Genomic DNA, 19,105 nt, shown 5'->3' on the forward strand with positions numbered 1-19,105 from the left:
CTCAGCCCATGTGAAGCACGCGCGCCGTGTGGCGCGCGATCACGGCTTCTTCGTCGGTGCGCAGCACCCAGGCGCTGACGGGGCTGGCGGGCGTGGTGAGCCGCGCAGCTCCGCCACGGTTGGCGGCGGCATCGGCTTGCACCCCCAGCCAGGCGCAGTCTTCGAGCATGCGTTCGCGCAGCGGCGCGTCGTTCTCGCCGATGCCGCCGGTGAACACGATGGCATCCACGCCGCGCAGCGCGCCTGCCAGCATGCCCATGTGCTGCACCACCTGCTCCGCGAAATGCCCGATCGCCTCGGCCGCCGTGGGCTCCGCCGAAGCAGCCAGCGCGCGCATGTCGCTCGACACGCCCGACATGCCCAGCAGCCCCGATTCGCGGAACAGCAGCTTCTCGACCGCATCGACCGACATTCCTTGCGAGCGCATCAGATAGGGCACCACCGCCGCATCGATTCGGCCGCAGCGCGTGCCCATGGTCAGGCCATCGAGCGGCGAGAAAGTCATGGTCGTCGCGACCGAGCGGCCGTTCACCATGCCGCACATCGACGCGCCGTTGCCCAGGTGCGCGACGATCACCCGGCGCTGCGCCAGCTCCGGCGCGATGCCCGCGAATTGCGCGACGATCGATTCATAGGAAAGGCCGTGAAAGCCGTAGCGCCGCACGCCCGCGTCGTGCAACGCGCGCGGCAGCGCGAAGCGGCGGTTGACCTCGGGCTGCACTGCATGAAAGGCGGTGTCGAAGCAAGCCACCTGCGGCACGCCTTCGAAGGCGGCCATCGCGGCGCGCACGCCGGCCAGGTTGTGCGGCTGGTGCAGCGGCGCCAGGGGTTCCAGCTTTGCAAGCGCATCGAGCAGCGCCGCGTCGATGCGCACCGGCGCCACGAAGTCCGTGCCGCCGTGCACGATGCGATGCCCCACCGCCGCGATGCGGCCGCCCTCGCCCTGCCGCGCATGCCACTCGAGCAATGCGGCCAGCGCGCCCTGGTGCGATGCACGTGCACCTTCGAGTGTTTCGTCGAGCAGCGTCTTGCCCTGTGCATCGCGCACGCGCAGCCGCGCCTTCAGCCCCGCGCCAAGTCCGTCCGCCTGGCCCGACCAGCGCGCCGACGGTAACGCGTCGCCATCGCCGCCCGGGTGTGCCGCATCGAACAATGCGACCTTGATGGACGAGGAACCCGCGTTGAGCGTCAGCAGCGAATCGGTCATGTGTTCTTCAGACGTAGTCCTTGTACTTGTCGAGGAATCGTACCGGCTTGGACAGCGCGTCTCGGCGGAACGGGTCGCCCAGCTCGCGGGTGCACATGATCTCGATGACGCAGGTCTTGCCTTCGTTCATCTGCATGTCGATGGCTTTCTTCAGCGCCGGGCCCACGTCCTCGAGCTTGTCGACCACGATGCCTTCGGCGCCCATGGCCTTGGCGATGCCCGCGAAGCTCTCGCTCTCCAGCTCGCCGGCCACGAAGCGGCGGTTGTAGAAGTCGACCTGGTTCTTCTTTTCCGCGCCCCACTGGCGGTTGTGGAACACCACGGCCGTCACCGGAATGTCGTGGCGCACCGCCGTCATGATTTCCACCATGCTCATGCCCCAGGCACCGTCGCCTGCGTAGGCCACGGCCGGGCGGTCGGGTGCCGCGCACTTGGCGCCGATCATGGTGGGCAGCGAGTAGCCGCAATTGCCGAAGCTCATCGGCGCGAAGAAGCTGCGCGGCTCCTCGAAGCGCAGGTAGCTGTTGGCGATGGCGTTGATGTTGCCGATGTCGGTCGAGACCATCACGCGCGGCGGCATGGCCTTCTCCAGCTCGCGCAGCACCTGGCGCGGGTGCAGGTAGCTGCCGCCGGTGGGCGTCTTCTCGCCCTTGGCTTCCTCGATGGCGTCGAGGCTGAACTGGTCGCGCTCGTGGGTCCACTCGTCGAGTTCTTTTTCCCACGCGGCCTTCTCGGCCTTGATCTTGTCGGCGCGCTCGGCCTTGGTGGCGTCGCAGGCCAGCGTCTTTCCTTGCAGGCGCTTGAGCAGTTCCTTGGCAGTGGCCTTGGCGTCGCCGTGGATGCCGACGGTGATCTTCTTCACCAGGCCCAGGTTGGTGTGGTCGGCCTCGACCTGGATGATCTTCGCGTCCTTCGGCCAGTAGTCCATGCCGTGCTGCGGCAGCGTGCCGAAGGGCCCCATGCGCGAGCCGAGCGCGAGCACCACGTCGGCCTGCGCGATCAGCTTCATCGCGGCCTTGGAGCCCTGGTAGCCCAGCGGGCCGGCCCACAGCGGATGGCTCGCGGGGAAGGAGTCGTTGCGCAGGTAGCCGTTGGCCACCGGCGCGCCCAGGCGCTCGGCAAGCGCCTTGCACTCTTCCACCGCGTCGCCCATGACCACGCCGCCGCCCGAGAGGATCACCGGAAACTTGGCGGAGGCCAGCAGCTCGACGGCCGCGTTCAGGCTGTTCTCGCCGCCCGCGCCGCGCTCCACGCGCATCGGCTTCGGGATCTCGCACTGGATCTCGCCGTAGAAGTAGTCGCGCGGAATATTGAGCTGCGTCGGGCCCATTTCGGAGATGGCGCGGTCGAAGCAGCGCGCGGTGTACTCGGCCATGCGCTTGGGATTGTTGACGTGGCCCTGGTACTTGGTGAACTCCTGGAACATCGGCAGCTGGTTGGCTTCCTGGAAGCCGCCCAGGCCCATGCCCATGGTGCCGGTCTCGGGCGTGATCATCACCACCGGGCTGTGCGCCCAGTAGGCGGCCGCGACGGCGGTCACGCAGTTGCTGATGCCGGGGCCGTTCTGGCCGATCACGAGGCCGTGGCGGCCCGACACGCGCGCATAGCCGTCGGCCATGTGGGCGCCGCCCTGCTCGTGCACCACCGGAATCAGTCGGATGCCGGCGGGCGCGAAGATGTCCATCGCGTCCATGAAGGCCGAGCCCATGATGCCGAAGATGTCGGTCACGCCGTTGGCGACCATGGTCTCGACAAAGGCCTCGGAGGGCGTCATCTTCTGCACGCCCTTGACGGCTTCGCGGGTGGGGGCTGCGGCTTGCTTCTGGCTCATGGAAGGCGTCTCCTGAAGGGATGAGGGGCGGTGGATTGCACCCGAAAAGTCGGAACGACTTGTTCCGGAATTCATTCCGGCGGAATATAGGACGGCATCGGCACGGCGTCAAACAATTTACAAAAAACGGTACGCCTTGTCTCTTTTTTTGTAAAACACCTATGATCCGCGCCATGAAGATCGTCAAAGGGCTCCCCGTGGAAGCCGCCGAACCGGCGGGCGACACGCCCACCATGCGCCTGTTCGCGCTGCTCGAAGTCATGGCCGCGAAAGACCAGCGCTATTCGCTGCAAGGGCTGGTGGAAGAAACCGGCCTGCCCAAGCCCACGCTGCATCGCATGCTCCAGCAGCTCGAGGGCGCGGGGCTGCTGCAGCGCGAAGGCGACGGGCGGCACTACGGCATCGGCACGCGGCTGCGCCGGCTGGCCGAGAACCTGCTGCTCAACGACAGCCTGCACGGCGCGCGCCACACGGTGCTGCGCCAGCTGGTGGAGGAGATCGGCGAGAGCTGCAACCTCACCGCGCTGTCGGGCAGCGAGGTGGTGTACCTCGACCGCGTGGAGACCGCCGCGCCGCTGCGCTTCTACCTGCATTCGGGCTCGCGCGTGCCGGTGCACTGCTCGGCCAGCGGCAAGATCTTTCTCTCGCAGATGAGCCTGGCGCAGCGCCGCCGGCTGCTGTCGAACGCGCCGCTCGAAACCTACACGCCCCGGACACTGACCGACCCCGAAGCGCTGGAAAAGGAAGTGCAGCGCATCCGCAAGGACGGCTACGCCATCGACCACGAAGAGTTCCTGCCCGGCCTGCTGTGCATCGCCACGCTGGTGCCTTCGGGAGACGACGCGCCTTCCAACCTGTGCATCGCGGTGCAGGCGCCGGTGATGCGGCTCGACGCGGCCAAGGCGAAGACCCTGCTGCCCGCGCTGCAGCGCGCGGCCAAGGCGCTGAGCCGCATCGACGCCGGCGCGGCCTCTTCCGACCGCGCGCAGGCCTGATTCCCCCTCCTTCCAGAAAGCCCACCGTGACCGACACCGCCGAACTTCGCCCAGACCGGATGCTCAGCGTGCGCGAGGTGTTCGGCATCGACACCGACCTGCGGGTGCCCGCCTTCAGCGAGCGTGACGACCATGTGCCCGAGGTCGATGCGGTCTACCGCTTCAACCCCGACGTGACGCTGGCCATCCTCGCCGGCTTCATGCGCGACCGGCGCGTGATGGTGCAGGGGCTGCACGGCACCGGCAAGTCGACCCACATCGAGCAGGTGGCGGCGCGCCTGAACTGGCCCTGCGTGCGCCTGAACCTCGACGGCCACATCAGCCGGCTCGACCTCGTCGGCAAGGACGCCGTGGTGCTGCGCGAAGGCAAGCAGGTCACCGAGTTCCAGGAAGGCATCGTGCCGTGGGCGCTGCAGCGGCCGGTGGCGCTGATCTTCGACGAGTACGACGCGGGCCGGCCCGACGTGATGTTCGTCATCCAGCGCATCCTGGAGCGCGACGGCAAGTTCACGCTCATGGACCAGAACAAGGTGCTGCGCCCGCACCCCTTCTTCCGCCTGTTCGCCACCGCCAACACGGTGGGCCTGGGCAACCTCAACGGCCTGTACCACGGCGCGCAGCGGCTCAACCATGCGCAGATCGACCGGTGGAACATCGTGGCTTCGCTCAACTACCTGCCGGCCGGGGAAGAAATCGCCATCGTGCAGGCGCGCGTGCCTTCGTTGACCGGCGAGGCGGGCACGAAGCTGGTCGCGTCGATGGTGGCGGTGGCCGACCTCACGCGCAAAGGCTTCGCGGCGGGCGACCTGTCGACGCTGATGTCGCCGCGCACCGTGATCACCTGGGCCGAGAACATCGAGATCTTCAAGGACCCGGCGCTGGCGTTTCGCCTCTCGTTCGTCAACAAGTGCGACGACGCCGAACGGCCGCTGGTGGCCGAGTACTTCCAGCGCTGCTTCGACCGCGAGCTGAAGGAGTCGCACCAGCTCTCGCCGGATTCGCGCGAATGACCTCGAAGCCCGCGAGCGCGATGCAGCGCCGCGTGCGGCAGGAAGAGCTGGTCGCGGAGCTTTGCGCGGGCGTGGTGCGGGCCTTCAGCGGCGAGCGCGACCTGCACTTCCGCGGGCGTCGGCTGCACCGTGGCCGCATCGCGCTGCCGTGGTTCGCGCCGCACCTGCATCCGTCGCCCGACACCGACGACTTCGCGTCGTTTCGCGGCGTGGCCGACGGGCTCGCGCTGCGGCTCACAGAATCGGACGCGGCGCTGCATGCAACGCTGCAGCCACAGGAGCCCGTCGAACGCATGCTGTTCGAAATGCTGGAGCAGTTCCGCGTCGAGGCGCTCGCGCCCGATGTCATGGCCGGCATGCACCGCAACCTGCGGCACCGGCACGAGCAATGGTCGCTCGCCTTCCATCACTCCGGGCTGACCGATACGGCGCGCGGCCTGCTGCTGTACGCCGTGGCGCAGATCTGCCGCGCCCGCGTGAGCGGCCAGCAGGTGGTGGAAGAAACCGAGGACATGCTCGAAGCCACGCGCTTCGCGCTCGCGCCGCTCATCGGCCATGCCCTGGCCGGGCTGCGAAGAGACCGCGCCGACCAGGCCGCCTATGCCGTGCACGCCCTCGCCATCGCGCGCACCGTGGCCGCGATGCTGCACGAGGCAGGCGAAGAAGGCGGCGATGCCGCGCGCGATCCGCATGTGGACGACAAGCGCAGCGTGTTCAGCCTGGTGGCCGACATGGACCAGGAGATCGTCGAGCGCTTCACCACCGCCGAGTCGGGCCGCAGCGCCGTGCTCGACGACGCGGGCGGCGCCTATCGCGTCTTCACCACCGCCTACGACCGCGAACACGACGCCGCCACGCTCGCGCGCAAGGAAGTGCTCGCGCAGCACCGGGAAAAGCTGGACCGCCGCATCGCCGCGCAGGGCGTGAACATCGCCCGCCTCGCGCGCGAGCTGCGCGCCCTGCTGGCACAGCCCGAACGCGACGGCTGGGACGGCGGACAGGAAGAAGGCCTGATCGACGGCCGGCGGCTCGCGCAACTCATCGCGTCGCCGGGCGAGCGGCGCCTGTTCCGCACCGAGCGAATAGAACCGCTGGCCGATTGCGTCGTCAGCTTTCTCATCGACTGCTCGGGCTCGATGAAGGAGCACGCCGAATCCGTCGCGATGATGGTCGACGTGTTCGCGCGCGCGCTCGAGCAGGCAGGCGTGGCCTGCGAGGTGCTGGGCTTCACCACCGGCGCATGGAACGGCGGCCGCCCGCAGCGCGAATGGGTGCGCGCCGGCCGGCCACCCCACCCCGGCCGGCTCAACGAGCGCAGCCATCTGGTCTTCAAGGCCGCCGGCACGCCCTGGCGCCGCGCGCGCCCCGCGATGGCGGCGCTGCTCAAGGCCGACCTGTTCCGCGAAGGCATCGACGGCGAGGCCATCGACTGGGCCTGCGCGCGGCTGCGCCAGCGCGGCGAGGCGCGCAAGCTGCTGCTGGCGATCTCCGACGGCTCGCCGATGGACAGCGCCACGCACCTGGCCAACGACGCGCACTACCTGGACCACCACCTGCGCGACGTGGTCGCGCGCCAGGAGCAGCGCGGCGACATCGCCATCGCAGGCATCGGCGTGGGCCTCAATCTGAGCCCCTACTACAGCCGCAGCCATGTGCTCGACCTGGCCAGCAGCAGCGGCAACGTCATCTTCCGAGAGGTGATCGACCTGATGGCCGGGCGGCATCGCCGCTGAGGCGTTTAGGCCTACATCCAAGTCCCCGATTGACAAGGGGCGCCCCGGCTTCATACATTGCGTTTCACATCCGGGAACGTCGTTCCAATATTTGGAACAGCAAGGAGTCTCATGGATTCAACGCTTGCCAAGGGTCTTGCCGCCATCGAGTGGATGGCGCGCCAGCAGCGCGACTGCCGCGTCACCGACCTGGCGCAGGCCTTCGGCATGGCGCGCAGCAACGCGCACCGCACGCTGCAGACGCTGGTCGAATGCGGCTGGGCCGTGCAAGACCCGGACACCAGCGCCTACCGGCCGAGCCTGCGCCTCTTCGAGCTGGGCGCGCTGGTGGGCGAGGCGGCCGACGTGGGCGCGCTGCTGCGGCCGCACCTGGCGGCGCTGGCGCAGGCCACGGGCGAGACCATCCACCTGGCGGTGCTCGACGGCGCCGAGATCGTCTACCTCGACAAGTTCGACAGCCCCCTGCCCGTGGCCGCGTACTCGCGCGTCGGCGGCCGGGCGGCGGCGTACTGCGTGGCTTCGGGCAAGGCACTGCTCGCCGCCGCGTCGCTCGACGTGCCCGCGCTGCGGCAGCGACTGGGCACGCTGGTGGCGCACACGAAGAACAGCATCACCGACTTCGACACCCTCCTTGGCGAACTGGAGCGCACGCGCTCGCGCGGCTACGCCGAGAACCGCGAGGAATGGCGCCTGGGCGTCTGCGGCCTGGGCGTGCCGGTGTTCAACGCACGCGGCGAGGCGGTCGCGGCCGTCGGCATGAGCGTGCCCTCGATCCGCTTCGCGCGCACGCAGGCACGCGAGCTGGCCGAACGCATCACGGCCTGCGCGCGCGACGCGAGCATCACGCTCGGCTATCGCGCGAGCGCCGGGCCCGCCGCCACGAACACCACAAAGAGAAGGAGACTCGAATGAAGCTGTTCTTCGCCCCCTGGCTGCGCGCGGGCCTGCTGGCCGCCGCGGCGCTGTCGCTGCCTTTCGCCGTGCAGGCGCAGCAGAGCGACTACCCGAACAAGCCGATCCGGCTGGTCGTGCCCTACCCGCCCGGCGGCGGCACCGACGTGATCGCGCGCATCGTGCAGGAGCGCTTCTCGGCGCTGCTGGGCCAGCAGGTGCTGATCGACAACCGCGGCGGCGCGGCCGGCGCCATCGGCACAGAGCTGGTGGCCAAGTCGCCGCCCGACGGCTACACGGTGCTGTTCACGCTGTCTTCGCACACCATCAACCCGGCCATCTATCCCAAGCTGGGCTTCGACACCGCGAAAGACTTCGCGCCGGTCGCCATGGTCGCTTCGCTGCCGCAGATCCTGGTGGCCAACACGCAGTTCCCGGCCAGCACGGTGGCCGAACTGGTCGCCATGGCCAAGGCCAAGCCGGACAGCATCTCCTTCGCGTCGGTGGGCAACGGCTCGCCGGGGCACCTGGCGGGCGAGCTGCTGAAGCTGCGCACCGGCACGCAGATGACGCACATTCCCTATCGCGGCGGCGGCCCGGCCGTGACCGACGTGATGGGCGGACAGGTGCCGCTGCTGTGGGTGTCGATTCCGGCCGCGGCGCAGTTCGTGAAGGCCGGCAAGCTCAAGGCGCTCGCGGTGTCGACCACCAAGCGCAGCGCCGCATTCCCCGACGTGCCGACGATGCAGGAAGCCGGCATTCCCGACTTCGACGTCGACTCCTGGTACGCGGTGTTCGTGCCCGCCAAGACACCGCAACCCGCCATCGACAAACTCAACCGCGTGATCAACACGGTAGTGAAGGAACCCGAGATCCGCGACAAGCTGCTGGCCCAAGGCAGCGAAGGCGTGGGCGGCACGCCGGAGCAACTGGGCAAGGTGGTGACCACCGAGCTCGTGCGCTGGCAGAAGCTGGCAAAAGAAGCCAGCATCAAGGTCGATTGATCGACACGGACAGATTCATGGAACATTCACCCTCCTCCTCTTCTTCCCCCATCGCCGAGCTGGTGGCGCGCGCACGCGCCGCGCAGCGCATCTACGAGACCTGGACGCAGGCGCAGGTCGACACCGCCGTGGTGGCCGCGGGCTGGGCCATCGTCGAGCCGGCGCGCAACCGCGAGCTGGCCGAACTGGCCGTGGCCGACACCGGCGTGGGCAACGTGGAAGACAAGGTGCGCAAGAACCACCGCAAGACCTTCGGCCTGCTGCGCGACCTGCACGGCGCGCGCTCGGTCGGCGTGATCGCGGAAGACCCGGCGCGCGGCATCGTCGAGATCGCGCGGCCCGTGGGCGTGGTGTGCGCCATCACGCCGTCGACCAACCCCGGCGCCACGCCGGCCAACAAGATCATCAATGCGCTCAAGGGCCGCAACGCGGTCATCGTGGCGCCCTCGCCCAAGGGCTGGTCGACGGCGGCGCGGCTCATCGAGTTCATCCACCGGCAGTTCGACCGCATCGGCGCGCCGCGCGACCTGGTGCAGCTGCTGCCCGCGCCGGTCAACAAGCAATCGACCGCCGAGCTGATGCGCCTGTGCGACCTGGTGGTGGCCACTGGTTCGCAGGCCAACGTGCGCGCGGCCTACGCGAGCGGCACGCCGGCCTTCGGCGTGGGCGCGGGCAACGTGGCGGGCATCGTCGACGAGACGGCGGATGTGCAGGCCGCCGCCGACCGCATCGTGCGCTCTAAGACCTTCGACAACGCGACCAGCTGCTCGTCGGAGAACAGCCTGGTCATCGTCGACGCTGTGCGCGCGAAGATGCTCTCGGCGCTGAAGGACCGGGGCGCGGTGATGCTCGCCGACGCGCAGAAGGCCACGCTGCAGAAGCTGATGTGGCCCGAGGGCAAGCTGTCGGCCGCCGTCATCGGGCAGTCGGCACGCGCGATCGCCGAGCGCGCGGCCGCCGTCGATGGGGCCAACCGCGCCGCATGGATGGCAATTGCCGAAGCCGACCCGCGCATCCTCATGGTGGCCGAGGACGGCGTGGGCCACGACCATCCGTTCTCCGGCGAGAAGCTGAGCCCCGTGCTCGCGGTGTACGCCGCGCGCGATTTCGACGAGGCCGCCGCCACGGTGGCGCGCATCTACTCGTACGAAGGTGCTGGCCACTCGGTCGGCCTGCACAGCGCCGTGCCCGAGCGCGCGCTGGCGCTGGGGCTCACGCTGCCGGTGTCGCGCGTCATCGTCGACCAGGCGCACTGCATCGCCACCGGAGGCAGCTTCGACAACGGCCTGCCCTTCTCGCTGTCGATGGGCTGCGGCACCTGGGGCAAGAACAACTTCTCCGACAACATGAACTACCGCCACTACCTGAACATCACGCGCGTGTCGCGGCCGATTCCCGAGGTGGTGCCGAGCGAGGAAGAAATCTTCGGCGCCTTCTTCGCCAGCCACGGCGCGAAGTGAGCACGGCGGCATGACAGCCCCCGCCACCACCGTCCATGCGCTGATCGAGCAGCAGGCGCAGCGGCAGCCGCACGCGGTGTACGCGCGCGCCACCGAGACCGGCCAGCACCTCACCTACGGCGAACTCGCGCGCGGCTGCAGGCGCGTGGCTGCCGTGCTGCACGGCGCGGGCGCACGGCCGGGCGACACGATCTCCGTCGTCATGCCCAACGGGCTGCAGACCTTGCGGCTGCTGTTGGGCGCGATGCATGGCGGTCTGCGCGTGAACCCGGTCAATCTGCTGTCGCAGCCAGAGCAGATGCGCTACGTGCTCGCCCATGCAGACTGCCGCGTGGTCTGCGTCGCGCCCGAATGGGAAGCGCGCGTGCGCGAGATCGTGCAGGCCTTCGACAGGCCCGTGACCGTGCTGGTGGTCGACCCGGAGGCCGAGGTGTTGCCGGGCGAGACCGAAGCGCCCGCCGTCGCCGTGCCCCCGCCCTTGCCCGATGCCGTCGCGCTGTTGATGTACACCTCGGGCACCACCGGCATGCCCAAGGGCGTGATGCTGTCGCAGCGCAACCTGGCGGCCAACGCATACGCCATCAGCGCGGAACATGGGCTGCGGTCTTCCGACCGCGTGCTCGCGGTGCTGCCGCTGTATCACATCAACGCATTCACCGTGACCATGCTCGCGCCGCTCGCGCATGGCGGCAGCCTGGCGATGCCGCCGAAATTTTCGGCCGGCCGCTTCTGGGAACAGGCCACGCAGACGCAGTGCAGCTGGATCAACCTGGTGCCCACCATGATCTCCTACCTGCTCGAGGGCCCGAAGCCGCCGCTCGCGCAGACGCTGGCCATACGCTTTTGCCGCTCGGCATCGGCCGCGTTGCCGCCGGAACACCTGCGCGCCTTCGAGCAGAAGTTCGGCATCGGCATCGTCGAGACCATGGGCCTCACCGAAACCGCCGCGCCTTCGTTCTCCAACCCCATGGACCCGGCGGCACGCAAGCTGGGCTCGGTGGGCCGTGCATCGGGCTGCATGGCGGGCGTGGTCGACGCGAAGCTCTCTGCCGTGCCCGACGGCGTGACCGGCGAGCTGGTGATCCGCGGCCCCAACGTGATGCTCGGCTACTACAAGAACGAGGAAGCCACCCGCGCCAGCTTCACGCCCGACGGCTGGCTGCGCACCGGCGACCTCGGGCACCGCGACGAGGACGGCTTCTTCTTCGTCACCGGCCGCATCAAGGAGCTGATCATCAAGGGCGGCGAGAACATCGCGCCGCGCGAGATCGACGAGGCGCTGATGCGCCACCCCGCCGTGCGCGAGGCCGCGGCCGTGGGCGTGCCCGACCGCCACTACGGCCAGGAGATCGGCGTGTGCATCGTGCTGCGCGAAGGCTGCGCCTGCACCGAGGACGAGCTGCGCGCCTTCGGCGCCGAGGCGCTGGGGCGCTACAAGACGCCCGGCCACTACCGCTTCGTGAACGACCTGCCGCGCGGGCCTTCGGGAAAGGTGCAGCGCCTGAAGCTGCTGCCGCTGTTCCAGGCATGACCGCCGCCGAACTGCTGGTGCCGCCGCTGGCACCGGCTACGCTCGCCTATAGCCTGTGCGTGGTGTTCGCGGCCGGCATCGTGCGCGGCTTCGCGGGCTTCGGCTTCTCGGCCATCACGGTGGCGGGCATGTCGCTGGTGGTGTCGCCCGCGCTCGTGGTGCCGGCGATCTTCATGCTGGAAATCCTCGCCAGCCTGAGCCAGTTGCGCGGCATCGCGCGCGATGTCGACATGCCCTGGCTCAGCTGGCTGATGCTGGGCAACCTCATCTGCATTCCCATCGGCGTGGCGCTGCTCGCATGGCTGCCCGAGACGCCGCTGCGGCTGCTGATCGGCGCGCTGCTGATGTCGGCAGCCTTGCTGCTGCGCGCCGGCGCCCGCCTCACGCTGGTGCCGACGCGCGGCGTGCGGCTGTCGGCGGGGCTGGCCTCGGGCTTCATCAACGGCGTGGCGGCCATCGGCGGTATCGCCATCGCCGTGCTGCTGAGCACGGTGAAGATGGCGCCCGCCACATTGCGCGCCACGCTCATCGCGCTGCTGCTGTTCAGCGACGTGGTGTCGCTGATCTGCGCGGCGCTGATGCCCTCGTCAGTGCATGCATCCGGCAGCCTGCTGGGGCCGGACACCCTCAAGTGGGCGCTGTGGCTGGCCCCGGCGATGCTCGCGGGCATCTGGTGGGGACAGCGCTCGTTCAAGGGCGTGTCGCCGGAGCAGTTCAGGAAGCATGTGCTGAATCTGCTGATTGCGTTGGCGACGGTGAGTGTGGTGCGGTCGGTGGCGGGGTTGGTCGGTTGAGCAGCCAGCGTTACTTGGCAGCCACCATCTCCCCCGCGTCATAAGCCTCGCAGTAGTCCTTCCAGTCCTTCACCGCCTGCGCCGTGCACTGGTGCGCCGCAGCCATCAGGTCCTTGCGCCAGGACTTGGCCGAGCCGCCGAAGTCGATCAGCGCATCGGCGATGGCGGAGCCCTGACGGCCCGAACTGCGCAGTTGGGCCCAGGCCATGAGCTGGCCCATTTCGTCGGTGACGCCGCGGATCTGGTCGAGGGATGTGCGCTTTACGTCGAGGTTCACGCGGTCTTCGCTGGGCTGCAGGCCTCGCAGCACGTAAGGGGTGGACGACGACTTGGTGCCGTCGACGATGGGTTGCAGGAACGCCATCGACACGGCCTGCATGCGGCGCTGCAGGCCCACTACGCGGTGCGCCTGCGACGGCCATGCGGGTTGCGCAGTCTTCAGGTAAGGCGCGAGCGATGAAGGGAGCGCCTCCTTCAGGTCGAGCAGGTAGTTGCCGTCGGGCGAGCCCTTGCCTTCGACCAGGATGATGTAGCGGTCCACGCCCAAGCTGCCGGTGCCGGCGATGCGCCTGGCCACGTCGAGCACCTTGAAGAACTCGGGCTTGTCCTGCGTCGCGGCATAGGCGCCCACCAGCTTGGTCACGCGGTCGCGCTGCGCGTCGCTGGCGGCGAGTGCGTGCTTGCCGTCGATGCGGATGGCGCGCCCGTGGCCCTTGCGGTCGGTGCGCTTGTCCAGGAAGGCGGGTCTCGTGCGCGCCTTGAGGGTGTCCAGCAGTTGTTCGATCAGGCCGTCGGCGTTGTCGCGGTCCACCCAACGGGCCTTGCCCAGCAGCAGCGCGCCGACGTATGCGTCGAGGGCGGTGTTGCACAGCGCATCGGCGTCGTCGGTGGTCGCGCAGAGGCTGTCGCCCGCGATGAGGATGCTCGACAGGAAGCGCACGAGTTCCCATGTGACCGGCGCGAGCGCGGCTTCGTCGAAGTCGTTGAGGTCGAAGTAGGCCAGGCGGTTGTCGCCCTTGTAGCTGCCGAAGTTTTCCAGGTGTGCGTCGCCGCACACCCAGCCGGCGGGCGCCTTGCCGGCGAACAGCGGGTCCGAGGGCAGGCGCTGGTAGAACAGGTGGCAGGTGCCCCGCAGGAACACGAAGGCGTTGGTGCGCATGTTGGCGTACTTCATCGCCAGGCGGTCGGGGTCGCGGCCGGCGTTGTAGTTGCGGATGGTCTCGGCGACGTTCAGCATGCTTGCATTCCCCTTTCATTCGCGAGCGCGCGACGCGCGCCCTGTCATGGCGGATTCTGAACCCACCGACGCGGCGTGGATGCGGTAACGCAGCTTTACGCGGCCGATACGCGCACGGCGTCCACGACGGCCGATGAAGGCTCGTTGTTTCAGGCATGCGGTGCCATTCCGGCACGCAACAGCTTCACACCAAGGAGTGCATATGTTCCACCGTCATTTCATCGCCCTCGCCCTGGCCGCCGTGTCGGTCGCCAGCGTCTCCACCGGTGCATTGGCCGAGACCCAGTGGCAGAAGGACCATCCGCGCCGCACCGAGGTCAACCACCGGCTGGCCAACCAGGACCGGCGCATTCACAACGAAGTGAAGACAGGCCAGATCACCCGCGCGCAGGCAGCCGGCCTGCATCATGAAGACCACCAGATCCGCCGCGAAGAGCATGCGATGGCCAGCCAGAATGGCAGCCACATCACGCGCACCGAGCAGCGCGCGCTGAACCAGCAGGAAAACGCGGTCAGCCAGCAGATCGGCAAGTAATTACCCGGGCGGCGTTGCCGGGCCTCAGGGCCTCAGAGCAACGCCGTCATCTTCCCGGCCGCAGCCTTCAGCGCGTCGATGCGCTTCAAAGCATCGTCCATCGACATGCGCGCGGTCGGCGCATGCACGGCCAGCGCGGCGCGCACCGCGCCTTGCGCATCGCGCACCGGCACGGCCACCGCCACCAGGCCGGCAATGAACTCCTCCCTGTCGCACGAATAGCCTTGCCGGGCGATCTCTTCGCACTCGGCATGCATCGCTTCGGCGGTGGTGATGGAGTTGGCGGTCATGCGCTCCAGCGGCAGGCTGCCGATCAGCGCGTCGCGCTCTTTCTTCGGCATCTGCGCAAGAAAGAGCTTGCCGCTGGCGGTGCAGTGCAGCGGCACGTGCGAGCCCACGTCGAGCGTCAGCCGCAGCGGCCATTGCGCTTCCACGCGGTCGAGGTACAGCACCCGCGCGCCGTCGAGCGTGGTGAGGTTGCAGGTCTCGCCGACCTCGCGCACCAGTTCCGACAGCACCTCGTGGCGCAGGCCGCGCACCACGCCGTGGTTCAGCGTGTCGAAGGCCAGCTTGCGCAGCGCGGGGCCGACGCTGAACGAGCGCTCGTCCACGTCGCGCGCCAGAAAGCCGCCGGCCAGCAATTGCGTGCAGATGCGGTGCGCGGTGCCCTTGGGCAGGCCGAGCTGCGCGGCCAGGTCGGCCAGGGTGAGTGCGCGGCCTTCGTTGGCCAGGAGCGCGAGCAGGCGCAGGCTGCGTTCGGCCGACGAACCGGAGGCGGATGCGGACTCCGGCTCTTCGATGGAAACCACTGCGGCGGGCGGGCGCGCGGAACGGGGCATGCGGGTAAACCTTAAAAATGGAACATTGCGTTCCGAAAATCATTAGCCTAGGATGCGGCCGAGCGAAGCGATTGTTCCACTCCCCGAAGCAACAGGCGCCCATTGCATGTCTGAAGAAGAGTTCGACTACATCGTCGTCGGCGCCGGTTCGGCCGGTTGCGTGCTGGCCGCCCGGCTGAGCGAAGACCCGGCCACGCGCGTGCTGCTGCTCGAAGCGGGGCCGGCGGACCGCTCGCTCTGGATCCACCTGCCGATCGGCTACGGCAAGACCATGTGGAGCCCGACCTACAACTGGCGCTTCGAGACCGACCCCGATCCCAACATGAACGGCCGGCGCATCTACTGGCCGCGCGGCAAGACGCTGGGCGGCTCCAGTTCGATCAACGGGCTGATCTACATCCGCGGCCAGCGCGAGGACTACGACCACTGGGCCGCCCTGGGCAACCCCGGCTGGAGCTACGACGAGGTGCTGCCCTACTTCGTCAAGTCCGAAGGCAACCAGCGCGGCGCCGACGCCTTCCACGGCGCCGGCGGGCCGCTGAAGGTCTCGGACATCGCCGCCAGGCACGAGCTGATCGAGGCTTTCATCGACGGCGCGCGGCAGACCGGCGTGCCGCGCACCGACGATTTCAACGGCGCCACGCAGGAAGGCGCGGGCTACTACCAGCTGACCACGCACAAGGGCTGGCGCTGCAGCACCGCCAAGGCCTACCTGACGCCCGCCGTGAAGCAGCGGCCCAACCTGCGCATCGAGACCGAGGCGCTGGCGGGCAAGCTGGTGCTCGAGGGACGCCGCGCCGTGGGCATCACCTACCGGCAGGACCGCGTGCTCAAGACCGCGCGCTGCCGCGCCGAGGTGCTGCTGTCGGCGGGCTCGATCCAGTCGCCGCAGTTGCTGCAGCTCTCGGGCATCGGGCCGCGCGCGCTGCTCGACCGCCTGGGCGTGCCGGTGGTGCACGAGCTGCCCGGCGTGGGCGAGAACCTGCAGGACCATCTGCAGATACGCCTGGGCTACGAGTGCACCAAGCCCATCACCACCAACGACCAGCTCAACTCCTGGTTCGGTCAGATGGGCATGGGCCTGGAATGGCTGCTGCGCCGCACCGGCCCGCTGGCGGTGGGCATCAACCAGGGCGGCTGCTTCATGCGCGCGCTGAAGGACGATGCCGGCCGGCCGGTGGCGGCCACGCCCGACATCCAGTTCCACGTGGCCACGCTGTCGGCCGACATGGCGGGCGGCAAGGTGCACCCCTACTCCGGCTTCACGATGTCGGTGTGCCAGCTGCGGCCGGAGTCGCGCGGGCACATCCGCATCCGCTCGCTCGACGCGGCCGATCCGCCGGAAATGCAGCCCAACTACCTGGCCACCGAACTCGACCGCGCGACCACCGTGGCCGGCGTGAAGGCGGCCCGCGCCATTGCCGAATCTCCCGCGATGCGGCCCTACGTGAAGCGCGAAGTGAAGCCCGGCCCGCAGGCCGCGAGCGACGCCGAGTTGCTGGAGTTCTGCCGCAACAACGGCGCCACCATCTTCCACCCCACCGGCACCTGCCGCATGGGCGGCGACACGCTCGCGGTGGTCGATGCGCGCCTGCGCGTGCACGGCGTGGCGGGGCTGCGCGTGATCGACTGCTCGGCGATGCCCACGCTGGTGTCGGGCAACACCAACGCGCCCGCCGTGATGATGGCCGAGAAGGCCGTCGACCTGATCAGAGAGGACGTGAGAGCGGCAGCCGCCGCGCACTGAGTTTTTTGCAGACCCAAGGCCCGCAGAGGCCGCCACGACAAACCTCATCGGAGACAAACATGAGTGCAAGCGACGAGAAAGCGATTCGCAGGGTGGTGGTGTCGGCGCTGGTGGGCGCCACCATCGAGTGGTACGACTTCTTCCTGTACGGCGTGGTGGCCGGCATCGTGTTCAACAAGCTCTACTTCCCGGGCAGCGACCCGGTGGTGTCGACCTTGCTGGCCTACACCACCTTTGCCGTGGGCTTCGTCACGCGGCCGCTGGGCGGCGTGATCTTCGGCCACTTCGGCGACAAGATCGGCCGCAAGAGCATGCTCATCATCACGCTGATGATCATGGGCGTGGCCACCTTCCTCATCGGGCTGGTGCCCACCTACGCGCAGATCGGCATCGCGGCGCCGCTGCTGCTGTTGCTGCTGCGGGTGGCGCAGGGCATCGGCCTGGGCGGCGAATGGGGCGGCGCGGTGCTCATGGCGTACGAATACGCGCCGAAGGAAAAGCGCGGCTTCTATGCCTCGCTGCCGCAGATCGGGCTGGCCATCGGCCTGTGCCTGGCCTCGGGCGTGGTGGCGCTGCTGTCGTCGCTGCTGACAGACGAGCAGTTCCTGTCGTGGGGCTGGCGCATCGCCTTCCTGATCTCGGGCGCGATGGTGATGGTGGGCATGTACATCCGCCTGCACGTGAAGGAAACGCCGGAGTTCGCGGCCGTGAAGGCGCGCAACGCGGAGCTGCGCATTCCGTTCATGGACATGATCCGCCGCTACCCGGGCAACGTGCTCAAGGGCATGGGGGCGCGCTACATCGACGGGGTGTTCTTCAACATCTTCGGCGTGTTCTCCATCAACTACCTCACCAGCACCATCAAGATCAGCCGCACGGAGGCGCTGCTGGGCGTGATGGCCTCGGCGGTGGTGATGTGCTTTGCCATTCCCTTCTTCGGCCGCATGTCGGACCGGCTGGGGCGGCCGCAGGTGTACATGTGGGGTTCGCTCATCACGGCGGTGTCGGCGTTCCCGGGCTTCTGGCTCATGACGCACAGCGGCGGCAACGTGCTGCTCATCTGGCTGTCGATCATCATTCCCTTCGGCATCCTGTATGCGTCTGTCTACGGGCCGGAGGCGGCCCTTTTCTGCGACCTGTTCGACGCCAAGGTGCGCTACACGGGCATCAGCTTCGTCTACCAGTTCTCGGGCATCTTCGCCTCGGGCATCACGCCGATCATCGCGACGGCGCTGCTGAAGTCGGGCGGTGGCGAGCCTTGGCAGATCTGCCTGTATGTGCTGTTCGCGGGCGTGGTGTCGGCGGTGTGCGCCTGGATGATCGGGCGCAGCGCCTCGCCGGCGGATGCGCCGGTGGCCGTGGCCTCGCGCTGACGACCTAGCCGTTCTTTCTCAGGGAGCCCCGCCCATGGCGAGCGCGCGCATCACGGCCGCCGTGCGGGTCTCCACGCCCAGCTTCACGTACACATGCTCCAGGTGCTTGTGGACGGTGCGCGGGCTTATCTCCAGCAGCGCGGCGATCTCGGCGTCGGTCTTGCCGCGCGAGAGCCAGTGCATGACGTCGCCCTCGCGGGGCGTGAGGGCAGCGGGCGGCGCATCGGGCAACGGCGCATCGGCGCGGCAGGCCAGCCGGTACAGGAAGGCCACCGCCACCGCATGCTCCAGCCCCACGCGCCGGTAGTAGTCGGCCTGCAGTTCGGCGCGACGGAATTCGCGCCAGCCCGGCGCCTTCGCCGCGATGCGGCGGACCGCGCGCGAGCCGCTGCCGTCGCGCGAGCCGTGATGCCGCACGGGCGAGCCCCAGGACTCCAACTGCTCCAGCAGGCGAAGCGCAATTGCGCAATCGTTGCGCGTCAGGTGCGTCATGGCATGCCCCTTTCACGGTGGGTACGCATTGCTGCGTATGGCGCCAGCACGCATCGGAACGCAGGATGCTCGCGGGCTCCTTGCCGCAAATTCAGTATAGGCAGGCAGGGAGGGCGTGCGAACCGCTCGCCGACGAAAGCCCGTTCAACCTGAGGAGCTGCCATGTCACGCCAATACATCGACTGCCGCGAATACCCGAGCACGATGAACTGCAGCGTCGCGCTCTCGGCAGACACCGAGAGCGAATTGCTCGACGCCGCCGTCCAGCATGCCGTGACGGTCCACGGCCACACCGACACGCCGGAATTGCGCAAGCAGCTGGCGAGCATGTTCAAGGCCGGTACGCCGCCGCTGCAGACCGCGCCCGCGCAGAAGGCTCCGGCCTGACGCCCCCTCCAAAACTGAATACTTTTGCATCCATCAAGA

General features: G+C 68.7%; 17 protein-coding genes. 12 read left to right on the forward strand and 5 right to left on the reverse strand.

Features of this window, described 5'->3' with window-relative positions:
• Position 1: 1 nt before the first annotated feature.
• Together L3V85_RS25750 and xsc are read right to left on the reverse strand one after the other, a co-directional pair.
• Positions 2 to 1,207 carry an acetate/propionate family kinase gene (locus L3V85_RS25750; RefSeq protein ID WP_237675507.1) on the reverse strand — a complete coding sequence of 402 codons (1,206 nt, stop codon included), beginning with the start codon at positions 1,205 to 1,207 and terminating at the stop codon, positions 2 to 4.
• A gap of 7 nt (positions 1,208 to 1,214) precedes the next feature.
• A complete protein-coding gene (gene xsc / locus L3V85_RS25755) occupies positions 1,215 to 3,038 on the reverse strand; it encodes a sulfoacetaldehyde acetyltransferase (RefSeq protein WP_237675508.1) in 1,824 nt (607 codons plus the stop codon).
• Between the two features lie 161 nt (positions 3,039 to 3,199).
• Here xsc and L3V85_RS25760 point away from each other — a divergent pair, with 161 nt between their 5' ends.
• The 8 genes from L3V85_RS25760 to L3V85_RS25795 all read left to right on the forward strand — a co-directional run bounded on the left by L3V85_RS25760 (position 3,200) and on the right by L3V85_RS25795 (position 12,456).
• Positions 3,200 to 4,033 carry an IclR family transcriptional regulator gene (locus L3V85_RS25760; RefSeq protein WP_237675509.1) on the forward strand — a complete coding sequence of 278 codons (834 nt, stop codon included), beginning with the start codon at positions 3,200 to 3,202 and terminating at the stop codon, positions 4,031 to 4,033.
• Positions 4,034 to 4,059: 26 nt separating this feature from the next.
• Positions 4,060 to 5,043 carry an AAA family ATPase gene (locus tag L3V85_RS25765; protein WP_237675510.1) on the forward strand — a complete coding sequence of 328 codons (984 nt, stop codon included), beginning with the start codon at positions 4,060 to 4,062 and terminating at the stop codon, positions 5,041 to 5,043.
• Complete coding sequence (locus L3V85_RS25770; RefSeq protein ID WP_237675511.1) at positions 5,040 to 6,776, forward strand: cobaltochelatase CobT-related protein; 1,737 nt, start codon at positions 5,040 to 5,042, stop codon at positions 6,774 to 6,776. The genes L3V85_RS25765 and L3V85_RS25770 overlap by 4 nt, the downstream gene beginning before the upstream one ends.
• A 111-nt stretch (positions 6,777 to 6,887) precedes the next feature.
• Positions 6,888 to 7,688 carry an IclR family transcriptional regulator gene (locus L3V85_RS25775; protein WP_237675512.1) on the forward strand — a complete coding sequence of 267 codons (801 nt, stop codon included), beginning with the start codon at positions 6,888 to 6,890 and terminating at the stop codon, positions 7,686 to 7,688.
• On the forward strand, positions 7,685 to 8,671 hold the full coding sequence (locus L3V85_RS25780) for a tripartite tricarboxylate transporter substrate binding protein (RefSeq protein WP_237675513.1): 987 nt from the start codon (positions 7,685 to 7,687) through the stop codon (positions 8,669 to 8,671). The genes L3V85_RS25775 and L3V85_RS25780 overlap by 4 nt, the downstream gene beginning before the upstream one ends.
• A 17-nt stretch (positions 8,672 to 8,688) precedes the next feature.
• Positions 8,689 to 10,131 carry an acylating sulfoacetaldehyde dehydrogenase gene (gene sauS, locus L3V85_RS25785; protein ID WP_237675514.1) on the forward strand — a complete coding sequence of 481 codons (1,443 nt, stop codon included), beginning with the start codon at positions 8,689 to 8,691 and terminating at the stop codon, positions 10,129 to 10,131.
• A gap of 10 nt (positions 10,132 to 10,141) precedes the next feature.
• A complete protein-coding gene (locus L3V85_RS25790) occupies positions 10,142 to 11,662 on the forward strand; it encodes an AMP-binding protein (protein ID WP_237675515.1) in 1,521 nt (506 codons plus the stop codon).
• The gene (locus tag L3V85_RS25795) at positions 11,659 to 12,456 is read left to right on the forward strand and encodes a sulfite exporter TauE/SafE family protein (RefSeq protein WP_237675516.1); all 798 of its coding nucleotides are present in this window, start codon (positions 11,659 to 11,661) and stop codon (positions 12,454 to 12,456) included. Before L3V85_RS25790 ends, L3V85_RS25795 begins: the two co-directional genes overlap by 4 nt.
• Positions 12,457 to 12,466: 10 nt before the next feature.
• On the opposite strand, the gene L3V85_RS25800 is transcribed toward L3V85_RS25795, so the two are convergent.
• The gene (locus L3V85_RS25800; RefSeq protein WP_237675517.1) at positions 12,467 to 13,693 is read right to left on the reverse strand and encodes a DUF2252 domain-containing protein; all 1,227 of its coding nucleotides are present in this window, start codon (positions 13,691 to 13,693) and stop codon (positions 12,467 to 12,469) included.
• A 202-nt stretch (positions 13,694 to 13,895) separates the two neighbouring features.
• On the opposite strand from L3V85_RS25800, the gene L3V85_RS25805 reads away from it, so the two are divergent.
• Positions 13,896 to 14,228 (forward strand): hypothetical protein, encoded by a 333-nt coding sequence (locus L3V85_RS25805; RefSeq protein WP_237675518.1) that lies wholly within the window; start codon positions 13,896 to 13,898, stop codon positions 14,226 to 14,228.
• A 32-nt stretch (positions 14,229 to 14,260) separates the two neighbouring features.
• Here L3V85_RS25805 and L3V85_RS25810 read toward each other — a convergent pair whose 3' ends face one another.
• A complete protein-coding gene (locus L3V85_RS25810; RefSeq protein WP_237675519.1) occupies positions 14,261 to 15,067 on the reverse strand; it encodes an IclR family transcriptional regulator in 807 nt (268 codons plus the stop codon).
• Between the two features lie 106 nt (positions 15,068 to 15,173).
• Between L3V85_RS25810 and L3V85_RS25815 the strand changes: the two genes are divergently transcribed.
• Together L3V85_RS25815 and L3V85_RS25820 are read left to right on the forward strand one after the other, a co-directional pair.
• Complete coding sequence (locus L3V85_RS25815) at positions 15,174 to 16,814, forward strand: GMC family oxidoreductase (RefSeq protein WP_237675520.1); 1,641 nt, start codon at positions 15,174 to 15,176, stop codon at positions 16,812 to 16,814.
• Between the two features lie 59 nt (positions 16,815 to 16,873).
• Complete coding sequence (locus L3V85_RS25820) at positions 16,874 to 18,187, forward strand: MFS transporter (RefSeq protein WP_237675521.1); 1,314 nt, start codon at positions 16,874 to 16,876, stop codon at positions 18,185 to 18,187.
• 18 nt (positions 18,188 to 18,205) lie between these two features.
• On the opposite strand, the gene L3V85_RS25825 is transcribed toward L3V85_RS25820, so the two are convergent.
• Positions 18,206 to 18,679, reverse strand: coding sequence for a helix-turn-helix transcriptional regulator (locus L3V85_RS25825; RefSeq protein ID WP_237675522.1), 474 nt, complete (start codon positions 18,677 to 18,679; stop codon positions 18,206 to 18,208).
• 162 nt (positions 18,680 to 18,841) lie between these two features.
• On the opposite strand from L3V85_RS25825, the gene L3V85_RS25830 reads away from it, so the two are divergent.
• Positions 18,842 to 19,066 carry a DUF1059 domain-containing protein gene (locus L3V85_RS25830; protein WP_237675523.1) on the forward strand — a complete coding sequence of 75 codons (225 nt, stop codon included), beginning with the start codon at positions 18,842 to 18,844 and terminating at the stop codon, positions 19,064 to 19,066.
• Positions 19,067 to 19,105: the final 39 nt, after the last annotated feature.

It is taken from the genome of Variovorax paradoxus, assembly GCF_022009635.1.
Taxonomy (GTDB): Bacteria; Pseudomonadota; Gammaproteobacteria; order Burkholderiales; family Burkholderiaceae_C; genus Variovorax.